This is a genomic window from Streptococcus pseudopneumoniae (assembly GCF_001073085.1).
GTDB lineage: Bacteria > Bacillota > Bacilli > Lactobacillales > Streptococcaceae > Streptococcus > Streptococcus pseudopneumoniae_M.
Genome location: NZ_JVFV01000012.1, coordinates 66,294 through 90,622 on the forward strand (window position 1 = coordinate 66,294; position 24,329 = coordinate 90,622).

Genomic DNA, 24,329 nt, shown 5'->3' on the forward strand with positions numbered 1-24,329 from the left:
CAGCTATGCAACCTACACAACAAAAGAAACCATTAACAGCCTTTACTGTTATTTCAACAATCATTTTGCTCTTGTTGACTGTACTGTTTATCTTCCCATTCTACTGGATCTTGACAGGTGCATTCAAATCACAACCAGATACCATTATGATTCCACCACAATGGTTCCCTAAAGCTCCAACTATGGAGAACTTCCAACAATTGATGGTGCAAAACCCAGCCTTGCAATGGATGTGGAACTCAGTGTTCATTTCTTTAGTAACGATGTTCTTGGTTTGTGCAACCTCTTCACTAGCAGGTTATGTATTGGCTAAGAAACGTTTCTATGGACAACGCATTCTCTTTGCAATCTTCATCGCTGCCATGGCCCTTCCAAAACAAGTTGTCCTTGTACCATTGGTACGTATCGTCAACTTCATGGGAATCCACGACACTCTTTGGGCAGTTATCTTACCTTTAATCGGATGGCCATTCGGGGTCTTCCTCATGAAACAGTTCAGTGAAAACATTCCTACAGAATTGCTTGAATCTGCTAAAATCGATGGATGTGGCGAGATTCGTACATTCTGGAGCGTAGCCTTCCCTATTGTGAAGCCAGGATTTGCAGCTCTTGCAATCTTTACTTTCATCAACACATGGAATGACTACTTTATGCAGTTGGTAATGTTGACATCTCGTAACAACTTGACCATCTCACTCGGGGTTGCGACTATGCAGGCTGAGATGGCAACCAACTATGGTTTAATTATGGCTGGTGCTGCCCTTGCAGCTGTGCCAATCGTAACAGTCTTCCTTGTCTTCCAAAAATCCTTCACTCAAGGGATTACTATGGGAGCTGTCAAAGGATAGTACTCTGCGAAAATTGAATATCGTACAATCTGTTTATCAGTATGCAGAAGTATAGTTGATAGACTAAGAGAATATAGGCTATATAAGTGTCTACAAAATGGAGAGTAGTTCCTTACTTCTTGAAGTTTTGTTAGACACTTATAAACTTAATTTTTGACTTTTTAGATACTATTTAGAATAGTTGTTTCCCATCTTAGTGGTATCCAAGATAAGTATGTTGTACTTATCTTGGACGGAATTTTTGAGAGTAAAATAGTTCGGGGAACTATTTTAGCCTGAGCCTAGAAATGAATGAGCGAGGAGCTCAAAAATTAGGTCTTTCATTTCATGGTTTTCTAAAATCATCCACTGGATAATTTTACCTTCCGTCCGCACTATTTAAGGGAAATTATAAAAAGATGAATCAAATTGAAAATAAGTATCAGAAGCGAAGGAAATTACTATGATTTTTGATGATTTAAAAAACATTAGTTTTTACAAGGGAATTCACCCAAATCTGGACAAGGCTATTGATTATCTCTATGAGCATCGTAAAGATACTTTTGAATTAGGTAAATACGATATTGATGGAGATAAGGTCTTCTTAGTTGTACAGGAAAATGTTCTCAACCAAGAAGAAAATGATCGTTTTGAGCATCATAAAAAATATGCAGATTTGCATTTGTTGGTTGAAGGACATGAGTACTCTAGCTATGGTTCTCGTGTCAAAGATGAGGCTGTAGCCTTTGATGAAGCTAGCGATATCGGCTTTGTCCATTGTCATGAACAATACCCACTCTTGTTGGGTTATCACAATTTTGCAGTCTTTTTCCCAGGTGAACCTCATCAACCTAATGGTTATGCAGGTATGGAAGATAAAGTTCGCAAATATTTATTTAAAATTTTAATCGATTAGTCAGTTAGGAGGAGCAAACAATGGCACATAAAGGATCTGGATTGATAAAAGCGGCATTTGATACGGATAACTTTCTGATGCGTTTTTGCGAGAAAGTTTTAGATATTGTGACGGTTAATCTACTCTTTGTTGTGTCTTGTTTGCCTATTGTGACGATCGGAGTAGCGAAAATCAGTCTCTATCAGACAATCTTCGAAGTTAAGAGTAGTCGACGTGTTCCTGTTTTTAAAACTTATATGAGAGCCTTTCAGCAAAATTTGAAATTAGGTCTCCAGTTAGGTTTGTTGGAACTAGGAATTTTTCTGATTAGCGTTGTTGACTTATCACTATTCTGGGGGCAAACCAGCCTAGGCTTCCAGCTCATTAAAGCCATTTGCTTGGGAATTCTGATATTTTTAACCTTAGTCATGTTGGCTAGCTATCCAATTGCAGCACGCTATGACTTGACTTGGAAAGAAGTTCTTCAAAAGGGCTTGCTTTTGGTCAGCTTTAACTTCGTGTGGTTCTTCTTGATGTTTGCAATTATTTTATTAATCATGATGCTTCTCTATCTATCAGGCTTCACTCTAGTGCTTGGTGGTTCAGCATTTCTACTTTTTGGCTTTGGTCTTCTTGCTTTTTGCCAAGCTGGATTAATGGAAAAATTGTTTGCTAAATATCAGGCAGATTGAAAACGTTATGAAACTACTTTCAAACAAGAAAAGCTATGGGAGATGAATAGAAATTAAAATCTAAGTGGCTAAGATGTATTGAAAGCGATTTTCACAAGGTGTATACTAAAATTGTAAAAAATCATCTGCTCAAAGCAGAAAAAAGAAATCTTAGGAGAAATCTATGTCAGATTTAAAAAAATATGAAGGTGTCATTCCTGCCTTCTACGCATGTTATGATGATGCGGGTGAAGTAAGCCCAGAACGTACTCGTGCCTTGGTGCAATACTTTATTGATAAAGGTGTTCAGGGGCTTTATGTCAATGGTTCTTCAGGTGAATGTATCTACCAAAGCGTAGAAGACCGCAAATTGATCTTGGAAGAAGTCATGGCAGTTGCTAAAGGTAAATTGACCATCATTGCTCATGTGGCTTGCAACAATACTAAAGACAGTATCGAACTTGCTCGCCATGCTGAAAGCTTGGGGGTAGATGCTATCGCAACAATCCCACCAATTTACTTCCGTTTGCCTGAATACTCAGTAGCAAAATACTGGAACGACATCAGTGCAGCAGCACCAAACACAGACTATGTTATCTATAACATTCCTCAATTGGCAGGTGTTGCTTTGACTCCAAGTCTTTACACAGAAATGTTGAAGAACCCACGTGTTATCGGTGTTAAAAATTCTTCAATGCCAGTTCAAGATATCCAAACTTTTGTTAGTCTTGGTGGTGATGATCATATCGTCTTTAACGGTCCAGATGAACAATTCCTTGGTGGCCGTCTCATGGGTGCTAAAGCTGGTATCGGTGGTACTTATGGTGCTATGCCAGAACTTTTCTTGAAACTCAACCAATTGATTGCAGATAAAGACCTAGAAACAGCGCGTGAATTGCAATACGCTATCAACGCTATCATCGGTAAATTAACTGCAGCTCATGGAAATATGTACGGCGTTATCAAAGAAGTCTTGAAAATCAATGAAGGACTTAATATCGGATCAGTTCGTTCTCCACTTACACCAGTGACCGAAGAAGATCGTCCAGTTGTAGAAGCAGCTGCGGCATTGATTCGTGAAACTAAGGAGCGTTTCCTCTAATCAACAGGAGGCTTTATGACTAATTACGTTGCAATTGATATTGGTGGAACTAATATCAAATATGGTTTGATTGACCAAGATGGACAACTTGTAGAGTCTCACGAAGTAGCAACTGAGGCTCATAAGGGTGGTCCACATATCTTACAGAAAACAAAAGATATAGTCGCTAGCTATCTAGAAAAAGGACCGGTGGCAGGTGTGGCTATTTCTTCAGCGGGAATGGTTGATCCTGATAAGGGTGAGATTTTCTATGCTGGTCCACAGATCCCGAACTATGCAGGGACTCAATTTAAAAAAGAAATTGAAGGAAGCTTTGGAATTCCTTGTGAAATTGAAAATGATGTCAACTGCGCAGGGCTAGCAGAAGCTGTTTCTGGATCTGGAAAAGGTGCAGGAATAACGCTTTGTTTGACCATCGGAACGGGCATCGGCGGTTGTTTAATCATTGATGGCCAGATTTTCCATGGATTTAGTAATTCTGCCTGTGAAGTTGGCTATATGCATATGCAGGATGGGGCTTTCCAAGATCTAGCTTCTACAACTGCCTTGGTTGAGTATGTAGCCAAGGCTCATGATGAGGAAGTGGCTCATTGGAATGGTCGTAGAATTTTCAAAGAAGCTACAGAAGGCAATAAACTCTGTATGGAGGGCATTGACCGTATGGTAGACTATCTTGGGAAAGGTCTTGCTAACATCTGTTATGTTGCCAATCCAGAGGTTGTTATACTAGGTGGTGGTATTATGGGGCAAGAAGCGATTTTGAAACCGAAAATTCGTACAGCTCTGAAAGATGCGCTTGTTCCGAGCTTAGCGGAAAAAACAAGATTAGAATTTGCGCGTCATCAAAATACTGCAGGTATGCTTGGAGCCTACTATCACTTCAAAACAAAACAATCCTAAGTTGGCCTTGCCAATTTAGGATTTTTTAGTCATAAATAGTAAAATAATCATTTAGTAAAAATCCAGTTAAAACTTTGAAAGCCCTTGCATTTTTTAATATAACATAGTATATTTATAATAATGCGAAAACTCTAGAAAAATTCTTGCTAATGGAAGATTATTTTATTTTTTAAAAATGTAAGCGATTTCTACAAAAGGGCTTACCAAAAAATAAATAGCTTAGGAGCAGAGTTTTAAGCTAGGGAATCAAACAAAAATTGTCGCCAGATAACACTGGGCTCGGGCAGTAGCTGACTGCTCTAGAAGATTAGGAGTATTTGATGAAACAATATTTTTTAGAAAAAGGTCGAATATTTAGTATTCGTAAACTGACTGTTGGTGTTGCTTCTGTAGCAGTCGGTCTTGCTTTTTTTGCATCTGGTAATGTTGCGGCTAGTGAACTTGTGACAGAACCAAAACTTGAAGTAGATAGTCAAGCAAAAGAAGTGGCAGATGTAGATCATGAAAAAGAAGAAGCAGTTAAAGAAGAAGTAACTGAAAAAACAGAACCTGCTGTCGAGAAAGTGGCAGAGGAAGGGAAAACTGCTGAAGTGGCTGGCGATTTACTCCCGGAAGAAATCCCTGACCGTGCCTATCCTGATACTCCAGTGAAAAAAGTGGATACTGCAGCTATTGTATCAGAAAAAGATAGTCCACAAGTAGAGACTGAAAGTATCTTAAAAGCGAAGGAAGAAACTCCATCTGAAGCTGGAAAAGAAAACAGAGCCATTATCAACGGTGGACAAGACCTTAAGCGCATCAATTATGAAGGTCAACCAGCAACATCTGCTACTATGGTTTATTCAATCTTTAGCTCACCTTTGGCCAATGGTGGTAGTCAGCGATACCTTAACTCAGGTTCAGGTATCTTTGTTGCTCCAAATGTCATCTTGACAGTGGCCCACAACTTCTTGGTCAAGGATGCGGATACTAATGCTGGTTCTATCCGTGGTGGTGATACGGCTAAGTTCTACTACAATGTAGGTTCAAATACTGCTAAGAATAATTCTTTACCAACTTCAGGGAACACTATTTTGTTCAAGGAAAAGGATATTCATTTCTGGAATAAAGAAAAATTCGGTGAAGGCTATAAGAATGACTTAGCCTTGGTTGTAGCTCCAGTTCCACTTTCAATTGCAAGTCCAAATAAGGCGGCTACCTTTACTCCTCTAGCAGAGCATCGGGAATACAAAGCTGGAGAACCGGTGAGCACAATTGGCTATCCTACAGATTCAACTTCTCCAGAATTGAAGGAACCAATTGTTCCTGGTCAATTGTATAAGGCAGACGGTGTCGTTAGAGATACTGAAAAGTACGATGAAAATGGAGCTGTAGGTGTTACCTATCGTTTGACTTCTGTTTCTGGTCTCTCTGGTGGTGGAATTATTAACGGTGATGGTAAGGTCATTGGGATCCACCAACGTGGTACTGTTGATAATGCGAACATTGCTGAAAAAGATCGCTTTGGAGGAGGGCTTGTCCTCTCACCAGAACAATTGGCATGGGTCAAAGAAATCATTGACAAGTACGGTGTTAAAGGCTGGTATCAAGGCGATAACGGCAATCGTTATTACTTTACTCCAGAGGGAGAAATGCTTCGAAATAAGACAGCTGTTATCGGTGAAAACAAATATTCTTTCGATGAAAGTGGTGTAGCGACTCTTCTTGAAGGTGTTGATTATGGACGAGTTGTTATCGAACACCTAGACCAAAATGATAATCCAGTCAAAGAAAACGATACTTTTGTTGAAAAGACAGAAGTTGGAACTCAGTTCGACTATAACTATAAAACAGAAATTGAAAAGACTGACTTCTTCAAGAAGAATAAAGAAAAATATGAGATTGTATCGATTGATGGCAAAGCTGTCAATAAACAGCTAAAAGATGCTTGGGAAGATGATTATAGCGTTGTGAGCAAGGCTCCTGCAGGAACTCGTGTTATCAAGGTGGTTTATAAGGTCAATAAAGGTTCCTTTGACATTCATTATCGTTTGAAAGGTACCGACCAAGAATTGGCAACTGCAACTGTGGATAATAACGATGGTAAAGAATACGATGTTTCCTTTGTTCATAGATTCCAAGCTAAAGAAATTACAGGCTACCGTGCAGTAAATGCAAGCCAAGAAGCAACAATCCAACATAAAGGAGTGAACCAAGTTATTTTTGAATACGAAAAAATTGAAGATCCAAAACCAGTAACTCCTGCAACTCCAGTAGTGGATCCAAAAGACGAAGAAACAGAAATTGGAAACTATGGACCACTACCAAGCAAGGCCCAATTGGACTACCACAAGGAAGAATTGGCTGCCTTCATCCACTATGGTATGAATACCTACACTAATTCTGAGTGGGGGAATGGTAGAGAAAATCCTCAAAACTTTAACCCAACTAACCTTGATACAGACCAGTGGATTAAGACCTTGAAAGATGCTGGGTTCAAACGAACAATCATGGTTGTCAAACACCACGACGGTTTTGTGATTTATCCATCTAAATACACAGACCACACGGTAGCTGCAAGTCCTTGGAAAGACGGTAAGGGAGACCTTCTCGAAGAAATCTCTAAATCAGCAACTAAGTATGACATGAATATGGGTGTTTACCTATCGCCATGGGACGCCAATAACCCTAAATATCATGTTTCAACTGAAAAAGAGTACAACGAATACTACCTCAACCAGCTCAAGGAAATCCTTGGCAATCCTAAATACGGAAATAAGGGTAAATTCATCGAAGTATGGATGGACGGTGCGCGTGGTAGTGGAGCTCAAAAAGTAACCTACACCTTTGACGAATGGTTCAAGTACATCAAGGAAGCTGAAGGAGATATCGCTATCTTCTCTGCACAACCGACAAGTGTCCGTTGGATCGGTAATGAACGTGGTATCGCTGGAGATCCAGTTTGGCATAAGGTTAAGAAAGCTAAAATCACTGACGATGTGAAGAATGAATATCTCAACCATGGAGACCCAGAAGGAGATATGTACTCTGTCGGTGAAGCAGACGTTTCTATCCGTTCAGGTTGGTTCTACCATGATAATCAACAACCAAAATCAATCAAAGATTTGATGGATATCTACTTCAAGTCTGTTGGTCGTGGAACGCCACTTCTCCTCAATATTCCACCAAATAAAGAAGGTAAATTCGCAGATGCAGATGTGGCTCGCTTGCAAGAATTCCGAGCAACCTTGGATCAAATGTATGCAACTGACTTCGCCAAGGGAGCAACTGTAACGGCAAGCTCTACCCGTAAGAATCACTTGTATCAAGCAAGCAACCTAACAGATGGTAAGGATGATACTAGTTGGGCATTGTCAAATGATGCCAAGACAGGTGAATTCACTGTGGATCTCGGTCAAAAGAGACGCTTTGACGTAGTTGAACTCAAAGAAGATATTGCTAAAGGTCAACGTATCTCTGGATTTAAGGTTGAAGTTGAGCTCAATGGTCGCTGGGTTCCATATGGAGAAGGTTCGACTGTTGGTTATCGTCGTCTCGTCCAAGGTCAACCTGTGGAAGCACAAAAGATTCGTGTGACTATCACGAATTCACAAGCAACTCCTATTTTGACAAACTTCTCTGTTTATAAGACACCAAGTAGTATCGAAAAAACAGATGGCTATCCTCTAGGCTTGGATTACCATTCAAATACAACAGCTGATAAAGCAAATACAACCTGGTATGACGAATCTGAAGGCGTTCGTGGAACATCCATGTGGACCAATCAAAAAGATGCTAGCGTAACCTACCGTTTTAATGGAACTAAGGCTTATGTCGTATCTACAGTGGATCCAAATCACGGTGAAATGTCAGTTTATGTGGATGGTCAAAAGGTTGCAGACGTACAAACGAATAATGCGGCTCGTAAACGTAGCCAGATGGTTTATGAAACAGATGACTTGGCTCCAGGTGAACACACCATCAAACTCGTCAACAAAACTGGCAAAGCTATTGCAACTGAAGGTATTTACACACTCAATAATGCTGGTAAAGGTATGTTTGAGTTGAAAGAAACTACCTATGAAGTTCAAAAAGGCCAACCAGTTACTGTAACCATTAAACGTGTTGGTGGTAGTAAAGGAGCTGCAACAGTCCATGTTGTAACAGAACCAGGAACAGGGGTTCACGGTAAGGTTTACAAGGATACAACAGCTGATTTGACCTTCCAAGAAGGTGAAACAGAAAAGACTTTGACAATTCCAACAATTGACTTTACGGAGCAAGCTGACTCTATCTTTGACTTCAAAGTGAAAATGACGAGTGCTTCAGATGAAGCTTTGCTTGGCTTTGCTTCAGAAGCAACGATTCGAGTGATGAAAGCTGAATTGCTTCAAAAAGATCAAGTCAGTCATGATGATCAGGCCAGTCAACTTGACTATAGCCCAGGTTGGCACCATGAAACCAATTCATCAGGTAAATACCAAAACACTGAGTCTTGGGCGTCATTTGGTCGTTTAACGGAAGAGCAAAAGAAAAATGCTAGTGTAACAGCCTACTTCTACGGTACAGGTTTAGAAATTAAAGGTTTTGTAGACCCAGGTCATGGTATCTACAAGGTGACGTTAGACGGTAGAAGAGTCGAGTATCAAGATGGTCTAGGTAATGCGTCTGAATACAACGGTAAGAAGTACTTCAGTGGTACAGCTGCCACACGTCAAGGTGATCAGACTCTCGTTCGTCTAACAGGACTTGAAGAGGGATGGCATGCTGTAACCTTGCAATTGGATCCAAAACGTAATGATACTACGAAAAATATTGGTATCCAAGTTGACCAGTTTATCACTCATGGAGAAGATAGTGCTCTTTATACCAAAGAAGAGTTGCTTCAAGCTATGAAGAACTGGAAGGATGAATTGGATAAATTTGACCAAACAAGCTTGAAGAACACTCCAGAGGCACGTCAAGCTTTCAAGTCAAACTTGGACAAATTATCAGAGCAACTTTCAGCAAGCGATGCTAAACCTCAAGAAGTTCTCAAAACAGCTACAGCCTTGCAAACGATCCTTGATAAGGAAGAAAACTACGGTGTCGAAGAAACACCAGCTCAACCAGAAGAGCCTAACTATGATAAGGCCATGGCAAGTCTGGCAGAGGCCATCCAAAACAAGACCAAGGAACTAGGTGATGATAAGGAAGCCAAGAAGAAACTAGTTGAGTTATCAGAGCAAGCTCTTACTGCTATTGAGGCAGCTAAGACTCAGGATGCGGTAGACAAAGCCTTGCAAGCGGCTCTAACTTCTATCAACCAACTTCAAGCGACTCCAAAAGAGGAACCAAAACCAGAGCAACCAGCCCAACCAGAAGAGCCTAAGATTGACTATGATAAGGCCATGGCAAGTTTGGCAGAGGCTATTCAAAACAAGAGCAAGGAACTAGGTAGCGATAAAGAAGCTAAGAAGAAACTAGTCGAGTTATCAGAGCAAGCCATTGCAGCGATCGAAGCAGCCAAGACTCAGGATGCGGTAGACAAAGCCTTGCAAGCAGCTCTAACTTCTATCAACCAACTTCAAGCGACTCCAAAAGAGGAACCAAAACCAGAGCAACCAGCACAGCCGGAAGAGCCTAAGATTGACTATGATAAGGCTATGGCAAGTTTGGCAGAAGCCATTCAAAACAAGAGCAAGGAACTAGGCAGCGATAAAGAAGCTAAGAAGAAACTAGTTGAGTTGTCAGAACAGGCTCTTACTGCTATCGAAGCAGCTAAAACTCAGGATGCAGTCGATAAGGCCTTACAAGCAGCTCTAACTTCTATCAATCAGCTTCAAGCAACTCCGAAAGAGGAAGTAAAACATTCAAATCTTCCGACTGAAGGTGTTAAAGAATTGAGCTTTACTCAACCAAGCCTTGAGGTAGTAGAAGAAGCTATCAGCTTCAAGACTGTTAAACGAGAAGATCCAACTCTTCCAGAAGGTGAAAGTCGCGTAACTCAGGTAGGTCGCGCAGGCAAGGAACGTATCTTAACGGAAGTAGCACCAGATGGAATCCGTACCGAAAAACTTCGTGAAGTTGTTGAAGTGGCGCAAGATGAGATTGTGCTAGTCGGAACTAAGAAAGAAGAATCAGGCAAAACTGAGGCAGCTATCCATGAAGTGCCAGAGTTTACTGGTGGTGTAAATGGTTCTGAGGCAGCTATCCATGAAGTACCAGAGCATACTGGTAGTGTGAATGGCTCTGAAGCAGCTGTCCACAGAGTTCCAAACTTTGAAGGAGGAGTTCCTGGTGGAGCAGCACCTATCCATCAAGTTCCAGGATTTGCTGGTGGTGTAAATGGTTCTGAAGCAGCTATTCATGAAGTTGCTACACACAAGGATGAACAGTCGCATGTAGCTCAAGCTATATCACCAGATAAGACTTATCAAGCACCTGCAAATCGTCAAAACATCCTCCCTGAAACCGGCGCTAAAGAAACTGCTACCCTTGCAAGCTTAGGAGCTGTAGGAGCACTTCTTGGTCTAGCTGCAATGGGAAGGAAAAAAGAAGACGAATAGAATCTGTCAAACTCAAGAAATACTGTTGAGGAAGTATAGATTTTGTGGAACTTATTGCAGAATATTAAAGAAACTGCTGTAATAACTGTCCAAACTTTAGAGATTGAAACCAATAACTAATCTCAATTATAAAAAGCGAGCAAAACGAGTTTTCTGAGAATCGGAATTACGTCTTGTTCGCTTTTTTATATCAAGAATCAGGTGTAGAGTTCTATGTGCACCAGTCATCGGTTATAGGACTTGAGCAAACTAAAAACCAGCGACTTTAATCACTGGTTGCTAATTTGATTGTTCACCTGAAAGGGATGAAGGCTTATCTAGACCTTCTATTTCTACGATAGCCGTTTAGTTTTTTATTTTCCCAATAACTGTTAAAGATTTTTTCTTTACTTTCACGATCAATTTCTAGGAAATAAGCATAGAGTAGATCGATTAAGATCAACATAGGAAGTTGGGCAGAAATGCGTTGGATATAGGAAGCCTGACTCTGGCTTGCTACTAATACAGTTTCTGTGAAGTCCTGAGTTTCCTTGCTAGGCGTACTAGTGAAAAGAATAGTTCTAGCCCCCATGTCTTGAGCGTCTAGTAGACTGTCAATGATGGATGGAGTTGTTCCTGAAAGGGAGAAACCAAAGACCAAACATTTTTCATCGATGATACTAGTTGTCCAGGCGAAACCATCTGGATCTGTTAAAGCTTCACAAACGACTCCAAGTCTCATGAAACGCAATTTCATCTCACGCGCGACTAGGCCAGAACTTCCAGTCCCAAAAAAATAGACGCGTTCTGATTGATCAATCATTTGAGCGATGCGCTCCAGTTGGTCATCATCAATCAATTCTTGTGTCATTTCTCGGATATTTGTATAGCTTCTCAAGACTCTTTGTGTCAAAGGATTCATATCTTGTTGAGGAACGGAAAGGGTATCCTTTTGTTGTTGGTATTTGAAAATAAATTCCCGATAGCCCGTAAAGCCACATTTTTTGGCAAAACGAGTGAGAGCTGCCTGAGAAATATGAAGTTTTTGAGTGACCTGTTGAGAAGACAAGTCATCATGAATGGTATCTGCCTGCAAAAAATAGCGGGCAATCTCTTGCTCTAAATCGGTCATTTCTTCAAAGTGAAGATCAATAATCGTAGAGATGTCTGGCTTGTTCATGGGACTCCTTTGTAGTTATTTGTTAAACATTATTTGTCAATAAAACCTAACAAATAAAATAGCGCTTACTTCTATTATACCACAGTTGCTTTGTTTTGGGATAAAAAGAAAAAGTCTTTTCTTTTTCCATAATTTTCTCTTCAAATTATGGTACAATGAAGATTGAGATTTTGATTAGAAATGAGATTGATTTGTATGAGAAAATTCAATAGCCATTCGATACCGATTCGGCTTAATTTATTGTTTGCAATCGTTATTTTGCTTTTCATGACCATCATTGGTCGCTTGCTCTATATGCAAGTTTTGAACAAGGATTTTTATGAAACTAAGCTAGCATCAGCTAGCCAGACTAGGGTAACAACGAGTTCTGCTCGTGGAGAAATCTATGACGCAGCTGGAAAACCCTTGGTAGAAAATACCGTTAAACAAGTAGTGGCTTTCACACGAAGCAATAAGATGACGGCTGCAGATTTAAAGGATATTTCCACTAAACTCTTAACGTATGTAACAGTTACCTCGCCAGATTTGACAGAACGTCAAATGGCTGATTATTATCTAGCAGATCCAGCTGTCTATAAAAAAACGGTAGAGGCTCTTCCTAAGGATAAGCGTTTTGATTCTGATGGTAATCAACTTTCGGAGTCTCAACTCTATAACAATGCTGCTGAGAGTATCACTTCTGATCAACTGAACTATTCAGAGGATGAAAAGAAGGTTATCTACCTCTTTAACCAGCTCAATGCAGTTGGTAATTTTGCGACAGGGAATATTCAAACCGATCCATTAAGTGACACACAGGTGGCCATCATTGCTTCAGCTTCCAAGGAATTACCTGGTATTAGCATTTCAACTTCGTGGGATCGCAAGGTCCTTGAAACCTCTCTTGCTTCTATAGTGGGAAGTGTTTCAAGTGAAAAGTCAGGTCTTCCAGCTGAGGAAGTAGATGCCTATCTAAAAAAAGGTTATTCTCTCAATGACCGTGTTGGAACCTCTTACCTTGAGAAACAATATGAGGAAGTCCTACAAGGGAAACGTACTGTTAAGGAAATTCATCTCGACAAACATGGAGATATGGAAAGTGTAGAAAATATTGAGGAAGGTAGCAAGGGTAAAAATATCAAACTGACCATTGATTTGGCCTTCCAAGATAGCGTAGACAGCCTCTTAAAGAGTTATTTTAATTCTGAACTTGCAAATGGTGGTGCTAAATACTCAGAAGGTGTTTATGCGGTAGCCCTTAATCCTAAGACAGGTGCTGTATTGGCAATGTCAGGAATTAAACACAATCTAGAAACAGGAGACTTGACACCAGACTCACTAGGAACAGTGACCAATGTTTTTGTACCAGGGTCTGTCGTTAAGGCGGCAACCATCAGTTCTGGTTGGGAAAATGGGGTCTTGTCAGGCAACCAAACCTTGACAGACCAACCAATCGTCTTCCAAGGTTCTGCTCCTATCAATTCGTGGTATACCCCTTATTACGGTTCCTTCCCGGTTACAGCCGTTGAGGCTCTAGAATATTCATCAAATGCCTACATGGTTCAAACTGCGCTAGGAATGATGGGTCAGACCTATCAACCAAATATGACAGTCAAAACCAACCAACTTGAGTCTGCTATGGGTAAACTTCGTGCTACCTTTGGAGAGTATGGACTAGGAGTTTCTACTGAGATTGACTTGCCAGATGAATCGACAGGATTTATCCCCCAAAAATTTGACTTGGCTAATTATTTAACTAATGCTTTTGGCCAGTTTGACAACTACACACCGATGCAATTAGCCCAGTACGTTGCAACGATTGCTAACAATGGCGTTCGTCTAGCTCCACATATTGTCGAGGGAATATACGACAACAATGATAAGGGTGGCCTTGGGGAATTAATCCAAGCAATAGATACCAAGGAAATCAACAAGGTCAATATTTCTGAATCAGATATGGCAATCTTGCACCAAGGATTTTACCAAGTATCGCATGGAACTAGTCCCCTTACGACAGGACGGGCGTTTTTAGATGGCGCCACTGTTTCTATCAGTGGTAAGACCGGTACAGCTGAAAGCTATGTAGCTGGTGGTCAAGAAGCTAATAATACCAATGCTGTGGCCTATGCTCCAACAGAAAATCCTCAAATTGCAGTTGCAGTAGTCTTTCCTCATAATACCAATTTAACCAAAAATGTTGGGCCAGCAATTGCTCGCGACATTATCAATCTATACAACCAACACCATCCAATGAATTAGAAAGGAAGCCATGCTTTATCCAACACCTATTGCTAAGTTGATTGACAGTTATTCCAAACTTCCTGGTATTGGGATTAAGACAGCAACCCGTCTAGCCTTTTATACTATTGGAATGCCGGATGATGACGTCAACGAATTTGCTAAAAATCTCCTTTCAGCTAAAAGAGAGTTGACTTATTGCTCTATTTGTGGACGTTTGACAGACGAGGATCCTTGCTCTATCTGTACTGATCCTAGCCGAGATCAGTCAACGATTCTGGTCCTTGAGGATAGTCGCGATGTCGCTGCCATGGAAAATATCCAAGAGTACCACGGACTTTACCATGTCTTACACGGCTTGATTTCCCCTATGAATGGGATTAGCCCAGATGACATCAATCTCAAGAGTCTCATGACGCGCCTCATGGATAGCGAGGTTTCAGAGGTCATCGTAGCCACCAATGCAACTGCTGATGGTGAGGCGACTTCCATGTATATCTCTCGACTTCTCAAACCCGCAGGGATCAAGGTTACTCGTCTAGCGCGAGGTCTAGCAGTCGGAGCTGATATCGAATATGCGGACGAAGTAACGCTCTTAAGAGCTATCGAAAATCGTACAGAACTCTAGTCTGTAAGGTTAAGGATAGATGCAATGAACTAGCAGATAATCATTTAAAAGTACAAAGAGCCTGAATCCCATTTTGATTCAGGCTCTTTTCTTGTTTTTTGCTGTACAAGTTTAAAAAAAATGACAAATATGATATACTAAAGACGAGTATTCTATTAGAATTGGAACAAATCATATGAAACAAACAATTATTCTATTATATGGTGGACGCAGTGCAGAGCGTGAAGTGTCTGTCTTGTCAGCTGAGAGTGTCATGCGTGCGGTTAACTATGATCGTTTCGCAGTCAAAACCTTCTTTATCAGCCAGTCCGGTGATTTCATCAAAACCCAAGAATTTACCCAAACTCCTGGACAAGATGAACGTCTCATGACCAATGAAACGATTGATTGGGACAAGAAAATTGCTCCAAGTGCTATCTACGAAGAAGGAGCTGTTGTCTTTCCAGTTCTTCATGGACCTATGGGAGAAGATGGTTCTGTTCAAGGTTTCTTAGAAGTCTTGAAAATACCTTATGTCGGTTGTAACATCCTATCTTCAAGTCTTGCCATGGATAAAATCACAACTAAGCGTGTATTGGAATCTGCTGGGATTGCCCAAGTTCCTTACGTAGCGATTGTTGAAGGGGATGACTTGGCTTCTAAGATTGCAGAAGTTGAAGACAAATTAAACTATCCAGTCTTTACCAAACCATCCAATATGGGTTCTAGTGTTGGTATTTCTAAGTCTGAAAATAAAGAGGAACTTCGCCAAGCTTTAGAGCTTGCCTTCAAGTACGATAGTCGTGTCTTGGTAGAACAAGGGGTAAATGCCCGTGAAATCGAGGTTGGACTTTTAGGAAACTATGATGTCAAGAGCACTCTTCCTGGTGAAGTTGTCAAAGACGTAGCCTTCTATGACTATGATGCCAAGTATATCGATAACAAGATTACTATGGATATTCCAGCTAAGATTAGTGACGATGTGGTAGCAGTCATGCGTAAAAATGCAGAAACTGCCTTCCGTGCTATCGGTGGACTTGGATTGTCGCGTTGCGACTTCTTCTATACAGATAAGGGGGAAGTTTTCCTAAATGAGTTAAATACCATGCCAGGCTTCACTCAATGGTCTATGTATCCCTTGCTTTGGGACAATATGGGAATTTCTTATCCAGAATTAATCGAACGTTTGGTTGACCTTGCTAAGGAAAGTTTTGACAAGCGTGAAGCGCACCTATTGTAAAGACAGACATAAGGGCGAGGAAGGACTCCTTGCCCCTTTTTAAAGGAGTAAACATGAAACTTACGATTCACGAAGTTGCACGTGCCGTCGGTGCAAAAAATGATGTGACAAGCTATGCGGATATCCCACTAGTCAAGGCAGAGTTTGATAGTCGTTTGATTGGAGCTGGGGATTTATTTGTGCCACTCAAGGGGGCGCGTGATGGACATGATTTTATCGAGACAGCCTTTGAAAATGGCGCTGCTGTAACCCTGTCAGAAAAGGAAGTGGCAGATCATCCATACATTTTAGTAGATGATGTATTGACAGCCTTTCAAGCTCTCGCAGCCTATTACCTTCAAAAGACAGGTGTCGATGTCTTTGCCGTTACAGGTTCGAACGGTAAGACTACTACCAAAGATATGTTGGCCCATTTGCTTTCTACAAGCTACAAAACTTACAAAACACAAGGAAATTACAATAACGAGATTGGACTGCCTTATACAGTTCTCCATATGCCAGATGCTACTGAAAAGTTGGTCTTGGAGATGGGTCAGGATCACTTGGGAGATATCCATCTTTTGTCTGAATTGGCTCATCCAAAGACAGCTATTGTGACTCTGGTCGGAGAGGCACATTTGGCCTTCTTCAAGGACCGTTCTGAGATTGCCAAAGGTAAATTACAGATTGCTGATGGTATGGAGAAAGGTAGCTTACTTTTGGCGCCATCTGATCCCATTGTAGAGGATTATCTACCTGCTGATAAAAAAGTAGTTCGTTTTGGTCCAGGTGCAGAACTAGAAATTACAGACTTAATAGAGCGTAAGGATAGCCTGACTTTCAAGGCTAATTTCTTGGAGCAAGCTATTGATTTGCCAGTAACTGGTAAGTACAATGCGACCAATGCTATGATAGCTTCTTACGTTGCCCTGCAAGAAGGAGTGACGGAGGAGCAGATTGGTCAAGCCTTCCAGGATCTAGAATTGACCCGCAATCGTACCGAGTGGAAAAAAGCTGCCAATGGAGCAGATATCCTATCAGATGTTTACAATGCCAATCCAACTGCTATGAAGTTGATTTTAGAGACTTTCTCTGCTATTCCAGCTAATGAAGGTGGTAAGAAAATCGCAGTTCTGGCGGACATGAAAGAACTTGGAGGCCAGTCTGTTCAACTTCATAATCAAATGATTTTGAGCATTACACCTGATGCCCTTGATACCGTAATTTTCTACGGTGAAGACATCGCTGACTTGGCTCAACTAGCCAGTCAAATGTTCCCAATCGGCCATGTGTACTACTTCAAGAAAACAGCCGATGAAGACCAGTTTGAAGCCATGGTCAAACAAGTCAAGGAAAGTCTTGGCGCACATGACCAGATTCTGCTTAAAGGTTCCAACTCTATGAATCTAGCCAAGCTAGTAGAAAGCCTAGAAAATGAGCACAACTGATTTCGCCAAAGCTATTCAGAGAATGTTAGCTATCACTGATACTGGGTTGACCTATTCCAAGGATCCTTATGACCGTGAACGTTATGAGGATTTACGTCAGATTTTATGGAGTGTCTTGCAGGATCAAACAGAGCTTGATCAAGAGGAATTGACTGCAATTTTAAAACCAACAGGTAGCTATGCAACTCCCTTGATGGATGTAAGGGCATGGATTGTTCAAAATCAGAAGATTTGCCTGGTTAGAGGGCAAGGAGAGGATACTTGGGCATTACCTGGTGGTTTTGGCGAGGTAGGATATTCTCCCAAGGAAAATATCCGAAAAGAAGTTCAGGAAGAAACAGGATTTACGGCAGAAGTAGGCTCTTTATTGGCAGTTTTTGATACCAACCGCTTTCAACTTCAGAACAAACAGTATGCCAAGTTCGTCTTTGACTGTCAGTTATTGGATGGTCAATTTCAAGAAAATCAAGAAATTGCAGAACTTGAATTTTTTGATATCAAGAATCTCCCACCCCTATCTGAAAAACGAATAACCAAAGAACAAATGGAAATTCTATGGCAGGTCTATCAGGGTGAGCGGAAACAATATGTTGATTAGAAGCTTTGTTTTATCTTAAGGCCACTAGCTTCTTTGGAACACAAAAATATTAGAAATAAATATAAGCTAGGCTCTATAAAAATCAGTAAGAGATTGGCTTATATGAAAATGAGGAAAGTTACATGAATTTTTGGGATGCTTTATTTAGCACGCAGCCGACGGAGCCACCCCAATTTGACCTTCTTTGGTATGGAAGTCTATTTACCTTATTAGCATTGACTGTATTTCTTGCCTACCGTTATGGTGAGAAAAAAGTCTGTCAGCGATTTTTCCAGATTTTACAGGCGGTACAGCTAATCCTGCTCTACGGTTGGTATTTGGTAAATCATATGCCTTTGACAGAAAGTCTACCCTTTTATCATTGCCGTCTGGCAATGTTTGTAGTGCTTTTGCTTCCTGGTGTTTCTAGAGTCAAACAGTATTTTGCTGTATTGGGAACCTTTGGACCTTTGGCAGCTTTTATTTATCCAGTGCCAGATCCCTATCCCTTCCCACACATCGCTATCCTGTCCTTTATTTTCGGACACTTAGCCCTTCTTGGAAATTCCTTGATTTATCTTTTGAAGGACTACGATGCTAGCTTATTGGACTTCAAACGAATCCTAATTATCACGTCTTCGCTCAATGCCTTGATTTTCGTGGTTAATTTAGTAACAGGTGGAGATTATGGATTTTTGACAAGACCACCATTGGTTGGAGACCACGGTCGTTTGATCAATTATCTAGTGGTAACGCTATTCTTGACTTGCGCTATTTACTTAGTCTCTAAAATTTTTCAGACAATCCTTCAGGAGCAGGCAGAAAAAAGGTTGAGAATCTGGCAGAAATAAAAAAATATTTTCCCAATCTCTTGACTTTTATCTGAGAATTTTGATACAATAGTAGACGGTATTGTTTACCCCATTTGTAAGGCCCCGGAACCTTTCAAATAACTTGCGGACCGGAACATCCGCCCTGTAAACAAAAACGATATTCATATAGGAGAAATCATGAACAAAACTACATTCATGGCTAAACCAGGCCAAGTAGAACGCAAATGGTACGTTGTTGACGCAACTGATGTACCTCTTGGACGCCTTTCAGCAGTTGTTGCTAGCGTACTTCGCGGAAAAAACAAACCAACATTCACACCACACACTGATACAGGTGACTTCGTAATCGTTATCAATGCTGAAAAAGTTAAATTGACTGGTAAAAAAGCATCTGATAAGATCTACTACACTCACTCAAACCACCCAGGTGGATTGAAATCAATCTCTGCTGGTGAACTTCGTTCTAAAAATGCAGTTCGTTTGATCGAGAAATCAGTTAAAGGTATGCTTCCACACAATACTCTTGGCCGCGCTCAAGGTATGAAATTGAAAGTATTCGTTGGAGCTGAGCACACTCACGCTGCACAACAACCAGAAGTTCTTGATATTTCAGGACTTATCTAAGGAAAGGAACAATAAAGTATGTCACAAGCACAATATGCAGGTACTGGACGTCGTAAAAACGCTGTTGCACGCGTTCGCCTTGTTCCAGGAACTGGTAAAATCACTGTTAACAAAAAAGATGTTGAAGAGTACATCCCACACGCTGACCTTCGTCTTGTCATCAACCAACCATTCGCAGTTACTTCAACTGCAGGTTCATACGACGTTTTCGTTAACGTTGTAGGTGGTGGATACGCTGGTCAAGCAGGAGCTATCCGTCACGGTATCGCTCGTGCCCTTCTTCAAGTAGACCCAGACTTCCGCGATTCATTGAAACGCGCAGGACTTCTTACACGTGACTCACGTAAAGTTGAACGTAAGAAACCAGGTCTTAAGAAAGCTCGTAAAGCTAGCCAGTTCTCTAAACGTTAAGAACCAGCTACAATACAGCATTTACAACACTTCATGGTTCACACCATGGGGTGTTTTTTTGATGATTTTTAGCAAAATTCACACCATTTTTCACACCAAATTCACACCATTACTTTTTAAGATTGCGATAAGCAATCTCTCCAACAGCCATTGGAATGACATTTGAAGTATTTACATAAGTCTTAGTTGTAAGGGTATCGCTATGAGTAAGAGCCTCTGAAATAGCTTCAAGTGAAGTTCCTGCTTGTTTAGCTAGAGTTGCGCCTGTATGGCGTAATTTGTGAGGTGTAGCGTGTGTCAGCTCCTTATGACGGTGTTTGACAGATTTCATCTTGTTGTTAAGGTAATCAGCATGGAGACAACTGTTTACATTCCCCTTTGTATCAATATACGTAAATACATACTGATCAGGAGTTTGGATAATATTGAATTTAGCTAGTTCAATTTTTTGTTGTTTTTTCCATTCCTGAAGCAAGTCAGTTAACTCGTTAGGAATTCGAAAAGTTGTCTTCTTGTTTCCTTTGGTAGACTTTGGATTCTTGTATCTATCTAAAGCTTGTACTAACTGAATTTCCTGTTCTCTTGTATTGATATGCTTCCATTGCAAAGCGTAGCTTTCTGATTTTCTATCTCCTAAGAAGAAGGTAGTATAGAACAAAACATAGTCTTTGAATAGAATTTTTTCAGCCTCCAGATCTTTTTCAAAAGCTGTAAACCATGCTTGAAGTTCTTCTTGAGATAGATATAAATCTTCATCTTTTTTAGATTCCTGTAGCTCGATTTTCTTAGTGGCTTTGATACGGCTTATAGTTTTTGATAGGCGATTAGTTTCGATGTACTCTAATTCTTCAGCCCAGTCAAAGATAGAGTTAACGTAGCTCCTGATAACTTTAAAATTTGCATATTCTTCAGCCTTTTGAGTTAATAGGTTTAGCACAACTTGCTTATTTTGATTAAGAAAGTCTATTGAATAATTACCAAGTAACGGTAGGATGTGTTTTCTAAAAGCAATTTCTGTTCCAACTATAGTTGCTTGAGATGGTGGTTTAGCAGCAGAAGTAGTCTGACCTGCTTTGTAGGATTCCCACCAAACGTTTTGATAGAAATCTGAAAAGAGAATAGAACCGCTATTCTCTAATAAAGCAGATCCTCCACTATGAATTTTATCAATCTTGTTTTGAAGCTCTAGTTCGTATTTTTTTGCTTCACTCCTTGTCTTGAACCGTTTTTCAATCACTTTCTTATCAACACCTAGTGAAGACTTGACTTCCTCAGGAATGTAGATACGTAAGCGATAAGTTCCATTTTTAGTTTTTGAAATTGACATAGTATTCTCCTTTGTAATTGAGCTAGAAAAATACCGTGATTTCATTATAACAAACCACGGTAGAAATACTACTGATTTTGTAACCAGAGATTGATTTCAGATTTGCTAAAGCGAATAGTTTTACCAACCTTAATGCCAGGCAATCCTTGCTTAATCCACTTGTCTAAAGTATTGTTTGTTATATTCAAGTACTCACAAGTCTGCTTTTTATTTAAAAGTTGATTGGTATTTTCATTAATATCTAAAAAATTATCTAGTTCTTTCTTAACAGTATCTGATATTAGTAATTGAAATTGCCTAATCATTTCGTCTGGAATAAATAAATTCATAAATAGTTCCGTTTATTTCTTTCTATTAATATTTTTATAGGAGCATTAGTAAGTAACTATTATCAAGTACATTCTCTGTTTACTGTTTATAGAATGTATAGATTGCTTCCCTACTATCAAAACTGGCATATAATCCTCTTGAAATTTCTATATTTTATTGCGATAATAGAAGAAGGTAATAGTTTTTATTACTGGTATATTTTGAGTTTGTTTCTGAGACCGACCAAAGTTTAGAAACAAGCTCTTTTTTATTTTTACTTAAAGTAACTTTCATATCCTTATCCTTTTTGAAAATATTCGAATAGTAGTCGCGGTACATATTTATATATGCCCATTGATATATCAACGTTTTTTGACATTGAAGAATATATTTGCTATTAAAATAGCTGCTAAATTTTTATTCCATCTCTTAATCTTTTTAAGATCAGTTTTAACATTTTATCTTCAAGTTTTTCTTTTGTATTTTTTTTAATTGTGTTATTGAAGATCTTATTTCGTTCTTCTAAAGAGTATGTTTTTAGTGGAAAAGTTTTATAAGAAGTTGTGGAAGGGTTTATACGAGTACCTAAACCATATTTTTTGGCTTCTTCTAGTGAATTGAACATTACTCTTATTATTTCTAAAACATGCCAACTAGTCATTTTTCCTAATGCATGTTTTGTTTCCGTATTTACTTCGTGGGATTGGAGCCTTTCTAGGATTCTTCTTTTAGTTGTACCCCTATTTGTTTTTAAAAATTCTAATGGAAGAAATGTAATGATTTCTTCATCAATTAAATCAGATACTGTAGTATTTGATAACTGATCAATAACAAAGAGTAAAAATACCGTCATATAATCTTGAGGCTTACATTCCCTATAAATCCTCTTTAACTTCCTATTGCACGAACTAATTGATTTCTCGAGGATTTCTACATATTCAAAGATAGCTAAAGACAAGATAGATTCCAAATATTGAATAATCTTTTCATCAGTTAATTCTGTTAAGAAATGGGAATCTAATTTATTAGCTATATTATTATCCGTTAATTCGATTTCATATCTGAAGATTTCTAGATTATTTAATGATGAATTTATTTTACGGATTTGTTTGTTCTTTTTTGCTTTCTCAATTTTATTATAAAAAGTGTGTATTTCTTTTTGATTAATTTTACTCGTTATCATTGAAAAACCGTCTGCATTTTTACTTGTTCTATGGTTTTTTAAATCTGCTTTCTTTTCTTTTGCAAGTGACCTTATTAATAATTGACGAGTTTGTAAAGATGGCAATTTATCAAAAGAAATTGTGAATGCTAATTCAATCTTCTTAAACCTAACATAATCCGGATTATATTTGATTTTAATCTTATAATCTCTTTCTAACTTATGTAATACCTCTAGTAATCTTAATTTAATCCCATTAATGCCTGTAGTTTGAAAATTGGGAGAAGGACCGTTAAGTTGGATTGCAGTAAATTTCTTTTTGTAATCTTCTTCTTTAAGACTAATTGTTACTTTTCCTAAATCTTCTGATTGAATAGTGATCTTATCTAATTCTCCTTCTGAATTATAATTTAGAGAAACTGTTTCTTTAAAGATTTGTTCATCAAAAACGTTAGGATCATAAGTTACTTCTGGGCTAAGAATTGAGACTGTACAGTTATCAATACCCCAATATGCTGGGGTAACTGAGAAACAAGATTTTATATTATTTTCATTTTTTTGCTGTAGTTCTAGTAATTTTCTCTGTCTGAGTTCTCTATTTTTCTTATGCTTTTCCTTTTTTCTTCTTTCTGCAGGGGTTAAATGACGTTTCTTAGCCGCTTCTCTTTCTCGTTTACTTTTTTTATATCTTCTTACCATGTATATTCCTCCTTGTTGTTAAATATGTAATGAAGATGTACTTCTAAAATGTAATTGTCTTTAAAATTAAACCTCCTTTTTTTATTTCATTAATTAGTATGCCATTAATTTCACTAAAAAATGTGTTTTTTAATTTTTTTGTGAAAAAAATTTTTTAAAATAAAAAAACACTCAATTAAGAGTGCTTCAAAAACGCGTCGTAACAAGGTTTTGAAGAAAAAAAGTAGGTTCTTACCTACTTTAATTTTTTTAGTTTAGAACAAGAATGTTAAGAAAGAAATCAATACTTTCAGTACGATATTTTATTGATGTGACAAGGTTTTGAAGGAAAAAGTAAGTTTTTATCTACTTTATCTATTTTAAAAAAATTTTTTTATTCTTCATTTAATTTTAGAATGTTGAGAAAAAGATCAATAATTTCAGTACGATTTTTATTTAGTTGAATTTTTTCGATTAAAAGTTGAAGATTATCATCTGAAGTTTCAGAAAGTGGTCTAAAAAAATCAGAAGGATTTATATCCATGGCAGATAAAATTTTTAGTAGAGTATCGACAGACAAGTTTCTTCTATTATTTTCAATTAGATTAATAAAAGGTAAGCTAAGATCACTTTTTTCAGCAAGCTCTTGTTGTGTTAACTTTTTACTTAGTCGATATTCCCTGACTAATTCTCCAATCTTCATTTACAAATTCTCCTTTTAATTATTGTATATATTTTTTGTTGATATTTATATAAACAATAGTGTTTAAAATATACGTTTTTATTTACAATAGTAAATAAAAATGATATAATGAGAGCGTTTGTAATATTATAAG

Annotated in this window: 19 protein-coding genes; 14 read left to right on the top strand and 5 right to left on the bottom strand. The window is 38.8% G+C overall.

The window, feature by feature from the left end:
- Nucleotides 1-5: 5 nt before the first annotated feature.
- From ADH90_RS02145 to ADH90_RS02170, 6 genes are all read left to right on the top strand, one after another.
- Complete coding sequence (locus ADH90_RS02145; protein WP_049502842.1) at nt 6-848, top strand: carbohydrate ABC transporter permease; 843 nt, start codon at nt 6-8, stop codon at nt 846-848.
- Between the two features lie 442 nt (nt 849-1,290).
- Nucleotides 1,291-1,743 carry a YhcH/YjgK/YiaL family protein gene (locus ADH90_RS02150; RefSeq protein ID WP_049529756.1) on the top strand — a complete coding sequence of 151 codons (453 nt, stop codon included), beginning with the start codon at nt 1,291-1,293 and terminating at the stop codon, nt 1,741-1,743.
- Nucleotides 1,744-1,763: 20 nt separating this feature from the next.
- Nucleotides 1,764-2,414, top strand: a complete 651-nt coding sequence (locus tag ADH90_RS02155) for a YesL family protein (RefSeq protein WP_049529757.1) — start codon at nt 1,764-1,766, stop codon at nt 2,412-2,414.
- A gap of 163 nt (nt 2,415-2,577) precedes the next feature.
- The gene (locus tag ADH90_RS02160; RefSeq protein WP_049529758.1) at nt 2,578-3,495 is read left to right on the top strand and encodes a dihydrodipicolinate synthase family protein; all 918 of its coding nucleotides are present in this window, start codon (nt 2,578-2,580) and stop codon (nt 3,493-3,495) included.
- Nucleotides 3,496-3,510: 15 nt separating this feature from the next.
- Nucleotides 3,511-4,395: an ROK family protein gene (locus tag ADH90_RS02165; RefSeq protein WP_049529759.1), complete on the top strand. Its 885-nt coding sequence runs from the start codon at nt 3,511-3,513 to the stop codon at nt 4,393-4,395.
- Between the two features lie 320 nt (nt 4,396-4,715).
- The gene (locus ADH90_RS02170; RefSeq protein ID WP_049529760.1) at nt 4,716-10,922 is read left to right on the top strand and encodes an SIALI-17 repeat-containing surface protein; all 6,207 of its coding nucleotides are present in this window, start codon (nt 4,716-4,718) and stop codon (nt 10,920-10,922) included.
- A gap of 313 nt (nt 10,923-11,235) precedes the next feature.
- Here the strand turns inward: ADH90_RS02170 and ADH90_RS02175 are convergent, their stop codons facing one another.
- Nucleotides 11,236-12,081: a MurR/RpiR family transcriptional regulator gene (locus ADH90_RS02175; protein ID WP_049529761.1), complete on the bottom strand. Its 846-nt coding sequence runs from the start codon at nt 12,079-12,081 to the stop codon at nt 11,236-11,238.
- Nucleotides 12,082-12,276: 195 nt separating this feature from the next.
- Here ADH90_RS02175 and pbp2b point away from each other — a divergent pair, with 195 nt between their 5' ends.
- The 8 genes from pbp2b (at nt 12,277) to rpsI (ending at nt 20,017) form a co-directional block, all read left to right on the top strand.
- Nucleotides 12,277-14,319 (top strand): penicillin-binding protein PBP2B, encoded by a 2,043-nt coding sequence (gene pbp2b / locus ADH90_RS02180; protein WP_049529762.1) that lies wholly within the window; start codon nt 12,277-12,279, stop codon nt 14,317-14,319.
- Nucleotides 14,320-14,329: 10 nt separating this feature from the next.
- Nucleotides 14,330-14,926, top strand: a complete 597-nt coding sequence (gene recR, locus ADH90_RS02185; protein ID WP_049529763.1) for a recombination mediator RecR — start codon at nt 14,330-14,332, stop codon at nt 14,924-14,926.
- Nucleotides 14,927-15,101: 175 nt separating this feature from the next.
- Complete coding sequence (locus ADH90_RS02190) at nt 15,102-16,145, top strand: D-alanine--D-alanine ligase (protein ID WP_049529764.1); 1,044 nt, start codon at nt 15,102-15,104, stop codon at nt 16,143-16,145.
- 53 nt (nt 16,146-16,198) lie between these two features.
- Entirely contained in the window at nt 16,199-17,572 is a 1,374-nt protein-coding gene (locus ADH90_RS02195; RefSeq protein WP_049529765.1) for a UDP-N-acetylmuramoyl-tripeptide--D-alanyl-D-alanine ligase, read from the top strand.
- On the top strand, nt 17,559-18,170 hold the full coding sequence (locus ADH90_RS02200; protein ID WP_049529766.1) for an NUDIX hydrolase: 612 nt from the start codon (nt 17,559-17,561) through the stop codon (nt 18,168-18,170). The genes ADH90_RS02195 and ADH90_RS02200 overlap by 14 nt, the downstream gene beginning before the upstream one ends.
- Nucleotides 18,171-18,292: 122 nt before the next feature.
- Entirely contained in the window at nt 18,293-19,000 is a 708-nt protein-coding gene (locus ADH90_RS02205) for a TIGR02206 family membrane protein (RefSeq protein ID WP_049529767.1), read from the top strand.
- A 159-nt stretch (nt 19,001-19,159) separates the two neighbouring features.
- A complete protein-coding gene (rplM, locus tag ADH90_RS02210; RefSeq protein ID WP_001044622.1) occupies nt 19,160-19,606 on the top strand; it encodes a 50S ribosomal protein L13 in 447 nt (148 codons plus the stop codon).
- A gap of 18 nt (nt 19,607-19,624) precedes the next feature.
- On the top strand, nt 19,625-20,017 hold the full coding sequence (gene rpsI / locus ADH90_RS02215) for a 30S ribosomal protein S9 (RefSeq protein WP_002893764.1): 393 nt from the start codon (nt 19,625-19,627) through the stop codon (nt 20,015-20,017).
- Nucleotides 20,018-20,126: 109 nt separating this feature from the next.
- On the opposite strand, the gene ADH90_RS11315 is transcribed toward rpsI, so the two are convergent.
- From ADH90_RS11315 to ADH90_RS02235, 4 genes are all read right to left on the bottom strand, one after another.
- The gene (locus ADH90_RS11315) at nt 20,127-21,344 is read right to left on the bottom strand and encodes a tyrosine-type recombinase/integrase (RefSeq protein WP_049529768.1); all 1,218 of its coding nucleotides are present in this window, start codon (nt 21,342-21,344) and stop codon (nt 20,127-20,129) included.
- Nucleotides 21,345-21,412: 68 nt separating this feature from the next.
- Nucleotides 21,413-21,673: a helix-turn-helix domain-containing protein gene (locus ADH90_RS02225; protein WP_049529769.1), complete on the bottom strand. Its 261-nt coding sequence runs from the start codon at nt 21,671-21,673 to the stop codon at nt 21,413-21,415.
- Nucleotides 21,674-22,062: 389 nt separating this feature from the next.
- The gene (locus ADH90_RS02230; RefSeq protein WP_049529770.1) at nt 22,063-23,514 is read right to left on the bottom strand and encodes a hypothetical protein; all 1,452 of its coding nucleotides are present in this window, start codon (nt 23,512-23,514) and stop codon (nt 22,063-22,065) included.
- Between the two features lie 373 nt (nt 23,515-23,887).
- Nucleotides 23,888-24,196, bottom strand: a complete 309-nt coding sequence (locus tag ADH90_RS02235; RefSeq protein WP_000689631.1) for a helix-turn-helix domain-containing protein — start codon at nt 24,194-24,196, stop codon at nt 23,888-23,890.
- Nucleotides 24,197-24,329 lie beyond the last annotated feature (133 nt).